Annotated in this window: 17 protein-coding genes; 11 read left to right on the top strand and 6 right to left on the bottom strand. The window is 35.6% G+C overall.

The features are described 5' to 3' along the window. Positions 1-170: 170 nt before the first annotated feature. Positions 171-1,571, bottom strand: coding sequence for a VanZ family protein (locus C9J29_RS20495; protein ID WP_237068892.1), 1,401 nt, complete (start codon positions 1,569-1,571; stop codon positions 171-173). A gap of 474 nt (positions 1,572-2,045) precedes the next feature. Between C9J29_RS20495 and C9J29_RS20490 the strand changes: the two genes are divergently transcribed. From C9J29_RS20490 to C9J29_RS20480, 3 genes are all read left to right on the top strand, one after another. Then, positions 2,046-2,492, top strand: a complete 447-nt coding sequence (locus C9J29_RS20490) for a DUF4362 domain-containing protein (RefSeq protein WP_237068894.1) — start codon at positions 2,046-2,048, stop codon at positions 2,490-2,492. 381 nt (positions 2,493-2,873) lie between these two features. After that, on the top strand, positions 2,874-3,782 hold the full coding sequence (locus C9J29_RS20485) for a hypothetical protein (protein ID WP_201798430.1): 909 nt from the start codon (positions 2,874-2,876) through the stop codon (positions 3,780-3,782). A 252-nt stretch (positions 3,783-4,034) separates the two neighbouring features. Next, the gene (locus tag C9J29_RS20480; protein ID WP_237068891.1) at positions 4,035-4,886 is read left to right on the top strand and encodes a M23 family metallopeptidase; all 852 of its coding nucleotides are present in this window, start codon (positions 4,035-4,037) and stop codon (positions 4,884-4,886) included. A gap of 264 nt (positions 4,887-5,150) precedes the next feature. On the opposite strand, the gene C9J29_RS20475 is transcribed toward C9J29_RS20480, so the two are convergent. The 3 genes from C9J29_RS20475 to C9J29_RS20465 form a co-directional block, all read right to left on the bottom strand. Next, a complete protein-coding gene (locus tag C9J29_RS20475) occupies positions 5,151-5,822 on the bottom strand; it encodes a DUF554 domain-containing protein (RefSeq protein WP_008177274.1) in 672 nt (223 codons plus the stop codon). A gap of 62 nt (positions 5,823-5,884) precedes the next feature. Further along, positions 5,885-6,703: a MerR family transcriptional regulator gene (locus tag C9J29_RS20470; RefSeq protein ID WP_090002748.1), complete on the bottom strand. Its 819-nt coding sequence runs from the start codon at positions 6,701-6,703 to the stop codon at positions 5,885-5,887. Between the two features lie 308 nt (positions 6,704-7,011). Then, complete coding sequence (locus C9J29_RS20465) at positions 7,012-7,482, bottom strand: MarR family winged helix-turn-helix transcriptional regulator (RefSeq protein ID WP_008177278.1); 471 nt, start codon at positions 7,480-7,482, stop codon at positions 7,012-7,014. A gap of 117 nt (positions 7,483-7,599) precedes the next feature. Between C9J29_RS20465 and C9J29_RS20460 the strand changes: the two genes are divergently transcribed. Both C9J29_RS20460 and C9J29_RS20455 read left to right on the top strand, forming a co-directional pair. After that, positions 7,600-8,004 carry an Ohr family peroxiredoxin gene (locus C9J29_RS20460; RefSeq protein ID WP_107922704.1) on the top strand — a complete coding sequence of 135 codons (405 nt, stop codon included), beginning with the start codon at positions 7,600-7,602 and terminating at the stop codon, positions 8,002-8,004. Between the two features lie 25 nt (positions 8,005-8,029). Further along, positions 8,030-8,656 carry a nitroreductase family protein gene (locus tag C9J29_RS20455; protein WP_008177281.1) on the top strand — a complete coding sequence of 209 codons (627 nt, stop codon included), beginning with the start codon at positions 8,030-8,032 and terminating at the stop codon, positions 8,654-8,656. A gap of 100 nt (positions 8,657-8,756) precedes the next feature. Here the strand turns inward: C9J29_RS20455 and C9J29_RS20450 are convergent, their stop codons facing one another. Further along, positions 8,757-9,257, bottom strand: a complete 501-nt coding sequence (locus tag C9J29_RS20450; RefSeq protein WP_008177282.1) for an Rrf2 family transcriptional regulator — start codon at positions 9,255-9,257, stop codon at positions 8,757-8,759. Positions 9,258-9,577: 320 nt separating this feature from the next. On the opposite strand from C9J29_RS20450, the gene C9J29_RS20445 reads away from it, so the two are divergent. The 6 genes from C9J29_RS20445 (at position 9,578) to C9J29_RS20420 (ending at position 13,217) form a co-directional block, all read left to right on the top strand. Next, positions 9,578-10,015 (top strand): carboxymuconolactone decarboxylase family protein, encoded by a 438-nt coding sequence (locus C9J29_RS20445; protein ID WP_107922703.1) that lies wholly within the window; start codon positions 9,578-9,580, stop codon positions 10,013-10,015. A 504-nt stretch (positions 10,016-10,519) separates the two neighbouring features. After that, on the top strand, positions 10,520-10,741 hold the full coding sequence (locus C9J29_RS20440; protein ID WP_025117591.1) for a transcriptional regulator: 222 nt from the start codon (positions 10,520-10,522) through the stop codon (positions 10,739-10,741). Further along, positions 10,738-11,997 (top strand): Y-family DNA polymerase, encoded by a 1,260-nt coding sequence (locus C9J29_RS20435; protein WP_008177293.1) that lies wholly within the window; start codon positions 10,738-10,740, stop codon positions 11,995-11,997. Before C9J29_RS20440 ends, C9J29_RS20435 begins: the two co-directional genes overlap by 4 nt. Positions 11,998-12,007: 10 nt before the next feature. Continuing rightward, entirely contained in the window at positions 12,008-12,346 is a 339-nt protein-coding gene (locus C9J29_RS20430; RefSeq protein ID WP_008177295.1) for a YolD-like family protein, read from the top strand. After that, the gene (locus C9J29_RS20425; protein WP_008177296.1) at positions 12,339-12,680 is read left to right on the top strand and encodes a YhjD family protein; all 342 of its coding nucleotides are present in this window, start codon (positions 12,339-12,341) and stop codon (positions 12,678-12,680) included. Before C9J29_RS20430 ends, C9J29_RS20425 begins: the two co-directional genes overlap by 8 nt. 63 nt (positions 12,681-12,743) lie before the next feature. After that, positions 12,744-13,217, top strand: coding sequence for a GNAT family N-acetyltransferase (locus C9J29_RS20420; protein ID WP_107922702.1), 474 nt, complete (start codon positions 12,744-12,746; stop codon positions 13,215-13,217). Positions 13,218-13,267: 50 nt separating this feature from the next. Here C9J29_RS20420 and C9J29_RS20415 read toward each other — a convergent pair whose 3' ends face one another. Then, entirely contained in the window at positions 13,268-14,215 is a 948-nt protein-coding gene (locus C9J29_RS20415) for a helix-turn-helix transcriptional regulator (RefSeq protein WP_107922701.1), read from the bottom strand. Positions 14,216-14,276 lie beyond the last annotated feature (61 nt).

Below are 14,276 nucleotides of genomic sequence, written 5' to 3'. Positions count from 1 at the left end.
TTACTCATGCTAATTTCTCCCGTTCTTAATTTCGTATATTTAGTATAACGAGATTTTTTTGTGAAATGAACAAAAAACCCCGAATAGGGTCACTTTTTAAAGTGTCCACTATTCGGGGTTCAGTTCATTAATTGGAGCCTGGGCTTTGCTTAAGTATTTGGAACGAGGTGTTACTTTCTTGCCTGAATTAAAGTAAACCAATCGTTGTCGTTGAACTTGCCAGAAACATTGTATATGGGCTGATAGAAGCCTTTTGTATCATACATATACGAAAGCTCAATCGATTCAATTTCAATTTGGTCTCCTTTTTTTATAATTAGGTCTTCCTCCTGTACGAGTGCGTTATACTTTATTTGAGGAAAATCGCCTTCCTTTATTCGTTCATATATTTCTGCAGGAGACTGTATGTTTACCTCTCGTATAAATTGATTTTCATGAAGACTGTAGGTTAATGAATAAATGTGACCGTCCGGTTTCAGGCCAAGACTGACATCTCCAGTCCAGTAATCTTTAGTTACATCAGGACGGTCTGGTAAGGTCCATTCAAATTCACCATTCTCCTGTACAGTAAATTCTGCATCTTGAGGTAGTATAGAAAGTTCATCCATCAATGACTTCGCCTTTTCTTCTTGCTCTACAGCTGAAATTTGCTCCGGCGTATAATTATTCTCGGTTAACCACCATTGTCCCTCTGAATTATTTGTAACCAATGTATACGCGACCCCATTTTTATCTTCCACTAGCGTTTCGTCATTGTCCTTGACATCAGATACATTCATCTCTGATAATCCTAGTTTCTGTTGTAATAGGTCTTTTACGTCATCCTCTTGAATGATTTTCTTATAGACAGGAGCAACGATTGGTGCTGCGCTTAATTCCAATGATGTGGATACATGAACATCTGACATTTTTGATTTTGTATAAGCGTTAATTGCTAGGTGACCAAACTCCTGCTGGGCGTAGACAATGTTCATAACGATAAAGATTAAGCCCATCAATAGAGGTATGGCAAGGTTTCCAATCAGACTTTTTACCTTTACCTTTTTGTTATGGGCCATAGAAGCGATAAGTTTGTATAATTGGTAGCCAATAATACCGCCAAGTGAGTTATTGATTAAATCATCAAGCTCAAAAATCCCTGCTCCTGAAAGTGCCTGATACGTTTCGATGGAGGCTGTTGCACCTACAACTACTAGGAGAAGCCACTTAAACTCTTTACATTTAGCCATAAGTAAAGGTAAAAACATTCCTAATGGCACAAACATCAATATATTAAAAAGACAATTTTGAAGATCACGTAAAGAGTATTTTTTCCACGCGTCTATATAACCACTGAATGGCTGAAGGTTCAACTGCATGAAATGTGAAGTGCCACGACCAATCACTGTTAGCTCCAAAACAAAGACAATATATCCGATAAAAATTGCGCCAAGCAGAAGCTTCTTTACAGGAATTTGTTTTTGGTGATCGGATCGTCGTCTTTGATAATAAAAGAAATAAAGTCCAATTAGTAAAAATTCAAGGCCAATAATTATGATGACGGGCAGCATCAAAATTTTGATGTTGCTCATGATTTCAGTAATTCCCAAGGTGTGATGCTCCTTTTTCTGATGATGATTTTCAAATGCTATACGTAATGTCGACCTTCATTATTGTAAATGGAAATTATTAATAATTAGAGAGAATATTTATGAAGATTTCTTAAGAAAAGGGAAAGCCCAAGCACGCAATTATTTTGTGCTTGGGCAGTTAGCTTGTTCGTATAATTAGATAATAAATTGGATTGTTCATAAGGATTTAGTGTAGTTTTATAAAAAAGTTTGATTAAACATCCTGTGTTGATATGCAGGATGTTTTTGTTCAACAAACGGGCCAGATTGTTGAATAACATTCTTTAACAAAAAAGGTTCCAAACGACGCTTTGGGAAGATTTTTTGGGTTTGAAGAAAGTAGTAGTTTCTGGCAAGAAAAGGGAAATGCAGATTTGTATCGAAAAATTAGAATAGAACGTCCAAATAATTTCAAAGGAGATATTTACCTTGAAAATGAAAGCTGGATTTTTTATTTTATTCTTTATACTTTTAGTTTCTGGTTGTAATAGTGGACAAACATCACAAGATATCTATATGTATACAGACGATAACCCTCCACCTTATATTAAAACATTAGACGATATAATAGATACAAATGGTAAGTTAGAAAATAAAGAGCGATTTGATGAATTTTTCAACAGTGTACAACAAGAGAGAGACGATAGTATCAGAGTGGTTAAGTATACAACAGAGGGTGACCCAATAATTTATGGTTATGAATTTGAAAATGAAGTTATAAACGTAACAATTGATACAAGAAGAGATGGATATGGTCAAGGTAAAATAATTCATAAAACTTGTACTTCAATTATAGTGAATGAAGATAAAGAAAAAACAAGCTATGAACTTGATGGTTGTACTCCATCAATAGGAGACAACATAATTTTAACTATTGAATAAAGTATACAAAACAAACCTACATAACGTTCCCAAATGCAAGCTTGGTAACATTTCAAACAGCGACAAACACTGTTAAATCTGTGTTTGTCGCTGTTTTTTGTTGATGGAGGACGCTTTGGGTCCGTTTTTTATTCAACTAACGGAGGGAGTTTATCCAACAAGGATTTACGCTTTTTTTGTTGAATAATTTACTAAAGAGCAGGATTGTTGATGATCTATTTTTTTATCCAAAATATCCAGTAAATCTTAGAAATCCATTGTGAAATGTTATTATAAAAGTATCTATAATGAACCTTTCGGAACCTACTATATCAATCCCAACGAAAACGTACCACAAAATGTAGGATTATACTCAAATAAAAATAGTGGAGGAAATAATCTATGAACTATCAAGTGAATGATAAACTATTAAAAATCTTAAAAAAAGTTTATAACAAAAAGAGATATGAAAAAGACGAAAAAGGTTATTATCGTGAAATTGATAATGGAGATGTCTGGGATAATGAAAGAGCTGTTTATATTTTTTCAACAAATAATTTAAAAGATGAGGAAAAGACATATTTGGAAGAAAGTTTTTATCCATTAAATGAGATTGAGCATTTTACTCACGATAAAGTGATCGATGAATTTAAGATATTAACCAAAAATTTCAATGTAACGATGGATAAAGCACTTCAAGCTTATGTAGCAGGTATGAAAAGTTTTCCAAGGGGAAGACAACCAATATTAAGCTATCTTTATGCCAATCAGTGTAAAAATCATTCCTACCTAAGCGATACAGAGTACTGCCAAAAATGCAGTGTTAAAAAAGAAAAATACTTAAATGTGGGAGAAGGGTTATTCAGTCATTATTATGGTGGTTCTTGGAATGAAGGTAGTGAATTGATGCTGATAGAATTAAGAGAGTTTTCACAGCTAGAGGTTCCAACCCCAACAGAAGAAGATATAGCAATATTTAGAAAATTAATAGATATAATCAGAAATGCCCCGCAAGGAGAAACGCCAGGAAAGTTAGAACAGCGAATTAAATCGGAAAAAGTATTTCCTAAGTTCAGTAAATATAGTGTTCGTGGGCAGCTATTATCCTTGGCGGAATTTGGAATAATGCCAAATGATTTGTATCCGCCAATGGTTGATAGATTCGTAGATACCGTTGAAAAAATGAAACTTTATGAGAAGGCAAAAGGCTCCCCACGTTCCGATATTATTCTTCCACTAGCTGCATGGCGTGGAGAGTATGCAATTGATGAAGAACGTTTAGAGAAATTTTTCGGAAAGTATAGTAAATAAAGTATAAGTCAATGTTATTCCACAATCGGGCGCTTTCCTTGAATAGGAGAGTGTCCTTTTTCATGAAAGGCCAAATAGTGGAATAACAGTTTTTGATAAGTTGCAAACGACGCTTTGGGAAAATTTCTTCACCTAACGATGCAGGTTAGTTTAATAGTGAAACTTAATTCATTCAGATTCGTACTTAAGATATAAGTGAAAATTAAACCACTTATGTTAAATACAGTTAACTACATATAGGGAGAGAAAATGATGAAGCCAAAAGACTTATCTGATGTTTTACTTAGTGGAAACTTTGAGAAAGTGTACAAACAAATGAGCGAATATTTTCAAAATGAAGTATCCTTTAAGCAGTTTCAGGAGTTAGGTGAAGAATTTAATAAAGATATTACTAAATTTATATTACAGTCTGAGCTTCCTTACGATAACGGGGCAAAACAATATGTATGGACTGATGATACTGGTACTAAAGGAATAATTGCAGTTTTTGACGTAGATTACGTTATACAGGCATTACAGTTGATTCCACTAGCTGTTCATCACGAAACAGATGAAATTTTTACTAAAACAAATCTACATTTACCTTTTCGAGACGAGTGGTTCGTATTTTGGGGAGGTACGAACAAGCTGGTAAATTACCACTATGAATTTGAAAATCAACGCTATGCTTATGATTTTGTAATAATGAATGAGAATAGGTCCTTCGAAAATGATCCAACCTTAAATGAAAGCTATTTTGCATTTGGCAAGGAATACCTGGCTCCTGCTGATGGAGTGGTTGTTAGTATGGAGAATAATGTAGAAGACAATGAACCAGTTGGTACATTTAATGAGGAACAACCTTTAGGTAATTATGTTATTCTTGATCATGGAAATGAGGAATTCAGTTATCTTGTTCACTTTAAACACCAGTCAATTGTAGTGAAGCAAGGGGATAAAGTAAAGCAGGGTGACTTGCTTGGACTCGTCGGAAATTCAGGAAATTCCAGTGAACCTCATATCCATTTTCATGTAGCTGACTCTCCAGACCCCATGAATTCAAAAAGTATCCGTATCAACTTTAACGGAAATAGGAATCTCATTCAGGGGAATTTTGTGAAATAAATCCTTATTGAATTAGAGGGTAGCTTTATAAAACACTACAGGGGTTTTAGTTGAAAACAATCTTCAACGATCGGGCGCGATTGTGGAGCAACACAGGTAGAAAATAATCAAACTTTTTTATAAAACCTAACTTAAAACTGCTAAAAAAGAATCCCTTTTGATCAATCTTTTTTCAAAAGGGATTCTTCTTATTTAACGTAAAATAAGGGATTCGCGAGGCATTTTTGCTCAAACTTTATTTCAAAGCAACATTTAGATCACTCTTTAATGTATAAATAAAAATACAATAATAGGGATTATTAATGAGGGCAGAAGATTTAAGGTATTGCATTTTTTTATGCCTAAAATACTTAAACCGGATGCTAATATCAATATACCTCCTATAATCGTCAATTCATTTAGAAGATCATTATTGATGGAATTCTCCATTAAACTAGCTATTAAATAAATGGAACCTTGCCATAGAAATAATACAATACCTGCAACAGCTATCCCAATACCAAATGTAGTGGCTAAAACAATCGAAGTAATTCCATCCAATATGCCGTTCGTGAGCAGATATGTATAATCTTGCTTTAATGCAGCCTCTATAGGACCTAGTATAGATAATGACCCAATACAAAATAATAAAATTGCAGTCGATAATCCTTCAGCTAAATTCCCCTTAGAGTATTTATTCACTAAAGCATTGAATTTTGATTCTAAATTAAGTTTTTGACCTAATAATCCGCCTATAGCTAGACTGACAATAAAAAGTACCGGATATTTACTGGAGGGTAAATGTTGAACTAGAGCATTTATTCCTAATCCCATCGCTGCTAATCCCATGGCCTGCATGAGGATTTGATGGTATTCATCTTTTATCCCATTTTTAAAAATACTTCCAATGATGCTTCCGACTATAATCATCATTGTATTAAATATCGTTCCTAGCATAATTCATTCTCCTTAAAAAATTGTCCTTACGTAAAAAAATAAACCCTCCAGTAAGGGGAGTGTCAATACTTTATTGGTATTTGTATTTCTGTCAAATAATCTTCTTTACTTCCTGAAATGTAATGGTCAATTATGGTTCTTTCAATGGAATCTCCAATCACTTGGAAACCTTGATCTTTAATAAAATTCAGTAAGGATTTATAATGTGCGGGAGAATGATTATGATTGCCGTTAAAATAAATACAGGCATATTTTCCTTCAGGAAGCGTGGCCAATAAAGGACTTTGCCTATCCTCCTCCTCGACTAAAATAAATATCGAATTGTATTCATGAAACTGGTTATTTAATAGATGGTGAATACTTACAGTTAGGCCAACGCCTCCAATAAATATAGAAGAATTCATATTCGACAAATTTTCTAATTGTCGCAGAGAAACTTCCAGTTGAGGCTCGGAACTGATTTTTTCCATTAATCGCACGATTCTTCGCTCTTGTTTTTCCATTATGAATGGGACTCCCAATGCCTTTATCTCTCGTGCCACTTTAATATCCTTAATTCGATCTTGGAACCTGCGATTAATTCGTTCCAGTTCTTGAATCTTTTCTTCGGTTAATCGTTTCTGTTCCTCTAAGAGATGCAAAAAGTCGTCGATATCCCTGTGATCTAAGTGTCCTTTAATTTCCTTTAATGAAAAACCTAATTCCTTCAAATAATTTATAGTATTTAATTGCTCAAATTGTTCTGTTGAATAGTATCTATAGCCGTTGTTTTTATCCGTGTGCATAGGTTTTAATAAATCAATTTCATCATAATATCGAAGGGTTTTTATAGTTGTTTTATGGAGCTTAGCCATTTCTCCAATTGAAAATCTATTCTTCATGTATATCTTCCTTTAAAAAACGTCCTATTATCATTATAGTACTTGATTTTGTCCATGAGCCCAATAATAATTAGATATTTTACGAGAGCATCGATATGCTGACAAAAAAGAAGCCATTATTTCGGCTAGGGTATGAATCGCGGAATTAAGAGAGGGGACATACGTGAATGTATTTTACAAATTGCCCAGATGTTTAAAAGAACCGTAGTTGGATGAGATGCAGTGTCCAATTACGGTTCTATCTGTTAATGGTATAAAATGATTGTCACTAGCATGAATCAAAAGTTTTAGGTGATACTATTCATTGCTTAATTTTTATCTTTCATGGTCCAATCATTGTGTATGATGTCTTGAAGAACATTTTTTAGTTGTATAAATTGCTGCTCTGAAATATTCGATTGTTGCATGACTTGACGCGATACCTCAGGTAGCTTGCGACGAACATCATTGCCTACCTCTGTTAAATAGATTTGCATTTGTCGTTCATCATCTTTGGAACGCTCACGACAAATATAACCCTTTGCCTCTAATTTTTTCAGCAATGGTGTTAAGGTACCTGAATCCAAAAATAAACGTTGTCCTAATTCTTTCACCGTTATTTGTTCGTTTTCCTCCAACGCTAAAATGGTGATATAGCCTGTATAAGTTAAATCATATGGCTTCAATAATGATGTATAGTGTTTAATGATTTCCTTGGATGTGGCATACAAAAGAAAGCATAGTTGATTATCTAAATGATTAGGCATAAAAATCCCCTCTTTATGTTCTTCTATTAACATTTATATTAAAAATAAAGTTCCTACTTGTCAAACGCAATTAAATTGTGTACAATTCAATTTGTAAAAATTAAATTGTGCACAATTTAAAATAAAGGATATAGAAAAGGAGTTTTCGATTTGAAAGAATTATACTCAACGACTATGATTAATGAGGGTGGCCGTAGTGGCACATCCTATGCAGAGGATCAATCCCTATCTTTAAAAATTGCACCACCAGGCTCAAAATTAGACCATGTGACAAATCCAGAGCAATTATTTGCTGCGGGGTATAGTGCCTGCTTTAATAGTGCATTAGATTTGATTAAACGCCAAAAAAAGCTTAAACATGCATCAACTATTCAAGTTACCGTTAAGTTAATGGAGCAAACTACTTTTGACTATGTACTTGCTGTAAATATCGAAGGACATATTGAAGGAGTAACGCTGGAAGAGGCACAGCAATTATTAGAGCTAACACATACGGTATGTCCTTATTCAAAAGCGACAATGGGAAATATTGATGTAACAATTAAAGCAGTTTAAATTTTTTGAAAAAGAGGGAAATCATATGTTATCAACTTCAACATTAAAACAAATTATGCAGGAGCGTAAATCTGTTCGTAAATATAATGCGAATACTAAAATATCTCGTGAAACCATTATGCAGCTACTACAAGACGCTATTTCAGCGCCTTCTTCGAGCAATATGCAGCCATGGCGATTTATCGTCATTGATGATAAGGAAATCCAAAAGAATATTAATTTCTTTTCATTTAATCAAGAGCAGATCGAAACAGCCTCTGCTATTATTGCTGTCATTGGAGATATGGAGATGTATGTAAACGCTGAGGAAATCTATGCAAAAAATGTGGAGTTAGGCTATATGCCAGAAGAAATTGCGAAAAAACTGGCACAGGACGCATTAACAATGTATGGGTCAGCTTCGACAAAAACATTAGAGAACATCGTCCACTTTGATGCTGGCCTAGTAACGATGCAAATTATGTTATTAGCGAAAGAAATGGGTTATGATACAGTTCCGATGGGTGGGTTTGATAAAGCTAAGTTTGCGGAGTACATGGAATTACCTGCAAATGAAATACCTATTTTATTATTAGCAATTGGTGAAGCGGCGGCACCTGCTTACGGTTCTTCACGTCTTCCAATTGATCGCCTTGTAAGGTTTAATCAATAATTTTTAGGCAGTTCGCTCATTGCGGGATAAATAATTAAGCAAAAACAAAGCACAGTCGCTAGGAGGCTGTGCTTTGTTTTGGTATTGGTGCTTTTTTGATTTAATTATTTTTCTTGTGGAAGAATTCCTTTGCCATTGCTATACGTTCACTTGGCAAGGTACGATTAAGCTCTTCCTCTAACCATGCAATTGTTTTACCTCGTAAATAGTTCCGCATTTGCTCTTCAGCTTCTAACATCACTATATTAATGGTGCAATTGGATGTACCTGATGCACAGGAATCACAATTTTCAGTTTGGTTGGCAAAATTTGCTTTGATGTTCTTACAGTGAAATATGGGACTTTCACCCTCTACAGCTTTTACAACGTCCCAAAAAGAAATATCTTCAGGCTTTTTACTAAGCTTATATCCTCCTTTAACACCAGATACTGAACTGACAATCCCGGCTTTAGATAGCTTACCTAATACTTTTGATAAATAGGTTTCTGATAGCCCTTGAAATTCTGATAAATCCTTTATTCCAATACTTTCCTCTGGTGGTACATCTATTAAATAGACAAGGCTGTGTAATGCGTACTCTACCATGACACTATATTTCATTTATTCACCTACTTCTAATCCCTTTAGAAAACTTACATGTATCTTGTATATTATCATACCTCAAAAATACTTCATCTAAATTAAATCAATTTGACAAAAATTAAAAACAGGCATATATTAAAGACAAATATAATCAACGATTAAATTAATCGACGATTATATTTGTCTTTAATTTCGTATGGGGGAGGCAGTATAATCAGTAAATTTAATCGGAACAAATGGTTTTCCATTTCTTCATGCCCAAGGAATAGCATGATGGAATAAGAATGAATTTTACTAAACTATCATCAAGGAATTTAATTGAATCGGAGGAATGTAACGTGGAACAACGTATAGATTATTATAATATTGCACCTGATGCTATGCAGATAATGATGGAAATGGAGAAATACACGAAAAAGAATGGTATCGATAGAAAGCTTCGTGAGCTCATTAAAATCCGTGCTTCACAAATAAATGGATGTGCCTTCTGTCTGAACATGCATACCGCTGATGCCCAAAAAATGGGGGAGACTGAACAGCGTCTATTTTGTCTAAGTGCTTGGAGAGAATGTACATTCTATTCAGAAGAAGAAAAGGTCGCTTTAGAGTTAACCGAACACATTACTTTAGTGTCTGAAATGCGTGTACCTGATGATTTATATAAACGAGTTCGTAATTATTATACAGAGAAAGAATATGTAGATTTAGTAATTCTAATTAACCAAATCAACAGCTGGAATAGAATCTCGATTGCTATGGGCAACTTCGCAGAATAATATAAAGGATTTGCTCAAAATGAATCAATAGTAGGTAGAAATGTTGATAAACCAGCATTTCTACTTTTTTATTTAATTGAAAATCAGCCTTCACGATATGATCTAATGAATGGATGATCCATTCTTTTTCCACGTCACATGTTTGCGTTGAGCAAATGGTGAACTCCAAAGCCGTTTCATCTCCAACGTTACTTTCGCTTCTTTTATTCCATATTTTTCTGTAATTTCACCTTTAATCCCTGTATCATCTTACAAATTAAAATGAATGTTAAAATTTTATTTTTCCATTTTTTTGTTTCCAAAAATTTAATCTTGCTAAAAAGCAAACGTTTGTTCTAATATGTATACAAACAAGTGTTCTTACATATGATAAGTGAAGGGAAATCTATTCGTAAATTTGGATAAATTCAGGTTGCCTGAAGCTGTTACTAAAAGGCACAGTTGTAGGAATGGAAATGAAAGGTACATCAAATCAAATTTTGAGAGATAGTGGAGGAAACTACGATGAGAGAGCAACTGATTAAAGCTATGCAACGCAATCAATTAGTGGACATTATGTATATAGCCAAAAATGGTTCCGTAACAAAAAGACGTGTAAGAGTCATTAAAATTGTTGGCGATTCATTTCAAGCATTTTGTTTTACGAGGCAAGCAAAGCGTTCCTTTATCATCAGAAATGTTCTCGCGGTTACTCCTGTTTTCCGAAAAGAGCGTGAGGTTGTATGAACTATGAGGAAATGCCGAATAGACCTATTATGTGTATAGATATGAAGTGCTTTTATGCCAGCTGTATCGCCATGCTACATGGAATCGATATTTTAGAAACACCTGTCGCTGTAGTAGCCAATTTCGATCAACCAGGCAGTGTAGTCCTTGCTGCCTCACCATTGATGAAGGAAAAATATAAAATCAAGACCGGTAGTCGTCGTTTCGAAATTCCTAAACATCCCGATATCCAATTATTTGAACCTAAAATGTCCTTTTTTATACAGATGTCCATGACGATTACTAAGCTCATCGCTAATTATGTTCCTGTAGACGCCATACATGTTTACAGTGTAGATGAAAGCTTTGTCGATTTAACAGGTACTGAAAAGCTTTGGGGATCGCCTGAACAAGCGGCTCGAGAAATACAGGCCGCTATTTTGGATCAATATAATGTACCAAGTGCTGTTGGCTTAGGTCCCAATATGCTAATGGCTAAATTGGCATTGGACCTTGAAGCAAAGAAAACGGGTTTTGCTCAATGGACGTACGGTGATATACCGAAAAAGCTTTGGCCAGTCAGACCCTTGTCCGAAATGTGGGGAATCGGCAAACAGATGGAAGCCAACCTAAATAAGATGGGGATTCAAACAGTTGGTGGGTTAGCCAATGCAGATTTGAATGATTTAGAAGAGCAATTTGGTGTTATGGGCAATCAGCTATATCATCATGCATGGGGAATCGATCTATCAAAGCTAGGGGAACCGTTAATTACTAATGGAGCATTAAGTTTTGGAAAGGGTCAAATGTTAATGAGAGATTATCATACACGAAAAGATTTATCGGTAGTGCTTTTAGAAATGTGTGAGGATGTCATGAAGCGAGCGAGAGATGCTGGTTTTGTTGGTCGTACAATTAGCTTGGGTCTTTCATATAGTCGGAATGCGATGACCAAAGGGTTTCATCGATCTAGAACGATTGATACACCAACAAATGAAACACTTGTCATGTATAAAACGTGCATAGAATTGCTGGATGAACACTTTGCGGGAGAGCCGGCAAGGCAGTTATCGGTAAGGATATCTAATCTTGAGAGAGAGCATAGTATCCAATTGGATTTATTTGATGAAAGAAAACCACAACGGCAGCTCATCGGACCTACGATGGATGCCATACGCAACAGGTTTGGAGCAACAGCCTTGTTACGAGCGGTTTCGTTTACTGGGGCAGGGACAGCCATCAAGCGTGATCGCTTAGTTGGTGGTCATTTGGCATAGGAGTGATTGGATGATAAAAGACAGAGGTAATATAAAATGGGCATCTATGATGATGCCGGAGCATTTGGACCTGCTAAGGGAATGCAAAGAAGTCTATACAGCGCAACCAAGAGAGCTGACAGAATGGGAACTGGAAGAGTTACAGCAAACAATCGATATAGCCTATCATCAGCAGCAAGATCTTCAATTAAATGTTTGGAACGATGGAAAAATCATGCATTGGACGGGAATCATCCATGCCATTAACCTATCTACAAACGAACTGTTACTTGAAACACTACTGACAACGAGACGTGTTCCAATCCATCATATTCAATCAGCTCAACTAGAAGCTGATTATTATGATTAAAGCTGAACAACGCCAGCTATTACACAAGTATTTATTGTTGGAATTAGCTGTAAAATCAGTACAGCATGATTACCGATTTGCTGAACAATTTAAAATGAAAATCGCGTTTGTACCTTTAATGGATGCATTATTAAAAGATTTACGCCAAGAATATTTTGATCTCAAAAGGCAGCTTAACCAGCAACATATACGAGTGGTAGGTTGGCATCGTGTGGACGAATATTTTAGCGATGTCCAAATTGCAACGGCAGGTAATGATGTAGTCCTCCGCTATGCTAACCAGGCATTGAAAACACAGGTGGAAAAGCTCGTCATCCGTTATCTCGATAAATGAATTGGTTCAAAATGAGTCATAAGTTACAATATACTAAAAGGGATATTTTGGAGGAGGATAACTGTGAGCATTTCTAATTGTACAGCTACTAGCAATGATTATTATGCCGTGAATAGCCTTGTGAGAGAAGGGCATGAAGAGCATGTTAGGGAAGAACCAGCCATTTTTAAAAGCGTTGAATCGGTTATGCCTGAATCTTATTTTAAAGACTTACTTGAAGATCAAAACAGTCATATTTTTATCGCCAAGAACGATGAATTAGTCGTAGGATTTGCAATAATTAGCATTGAACATTCGCCTTCATTTCAATTTTTAGTACGACGTAAATATGGCTATATTCATGATTTTGGTGTGAGAAAGGCTCTACAAAAGAAAGGTGTTGGAGGATTATTATTTACAGGTTGTAAGGAATGGGCAAAAGCAGGGGGAGCTACATCTATAGAATTAAATGTTTGGGCGTTTAATGCCAATGCCATTGCATTTTATGAGCATCTAGGAATGAAGGGGATAAGTAGAAAAATGAGCATGAATATTTGAAGCTACGGCAAAAAAAGATAAAACCAGGTGCTCAACTGAGAACCTGGTTTTTATTCTTCATTGTATTGCTTCATCAGTTCCTGTAGCTTACTTTTAATTTGTTCCCGTACGATTGGGGGATGTTTGACATTGGCCTCCATGCCTAAGCCGAGAAAAAAATGGACTAACCACGGTGTAAAGGAAGAGTTCACCTTTGCGAATATCTTCCCGTATCCATTTTCACGAAGCTCCATCCACTGGGATAACCAAAGTTCGGATTGACAACGTCTTACTCCTTCTGGTGTTAACTCTACCTCAAGATCTAACATATGTTCTTCATTCGCTGGCACGATCCACGCCTTGATGTGCTCATTTGTCATGTCCAATTTCAGGCTTTGATCTTCAGCTAAAGAAAAATCTTTCACCCGATCTATGCGAAAAACTCGATAATCCTCTGCTAGGAAGCAATAAGCCTGGCAGTACCATAGCCCGTTCATCGTATAGATTCCAAGAGGTTGAATCGTTCTATTTTTAGTAGTGGCCGCTTCATATAAGATGGTGACAACCTGCTGTTCAAGTGCAGCCTCCAGTAATTCCTTTAAAAAGGGCACTTCTAATTCATGAGGAGGCACCCAAAATAAAAGACGTTGCTGCATACTTTCAATCTTTTGCTTGAGCTCACCTGATAAATAGTAGAAAAATTTATCCAATGCAGTATTTACTTCATTTTTGAAGGGGAGAGCTTTGTAATTATGTAATGATTGGCAAGCAAAGAACAATGCAATTGCCTCATGCTCGGTAAAGCTAATAGGTGGTAGCACTTTTTCACGCAAAACACGATAACCACCATTAGGCCCAGCTTCGGAATATAGCGGTACACCTAGTTCGCTCAGTTCCATTAAATCACGAATCATTGTTCGACGTGAAACACCACATTCCTCAGCCATCTCCTGAATGGTAAACTTTTTACGTTCGTTGACCTTCATCATGAGCTGAATAAGTCTTTGCGCCTTGTGCATCAAAGCTCCTCCTTAAAAACAAAATTAATAGTGACAGTAGTTGTCACCATTATCCCGTATA

It is taken from the genome of Lysinibacillus fusiformis, from assembly GCF_003049525.1.
Classification (GTDB): Bacteria; Bacillota; Bacilli; order Bacillales_A; family Planococcaceae; genus Lysinibacillus; species Lysinibacillus fusiformis.
This window is presented reverse-complemented; position numbering and strand designations above follow the sequence as displayed.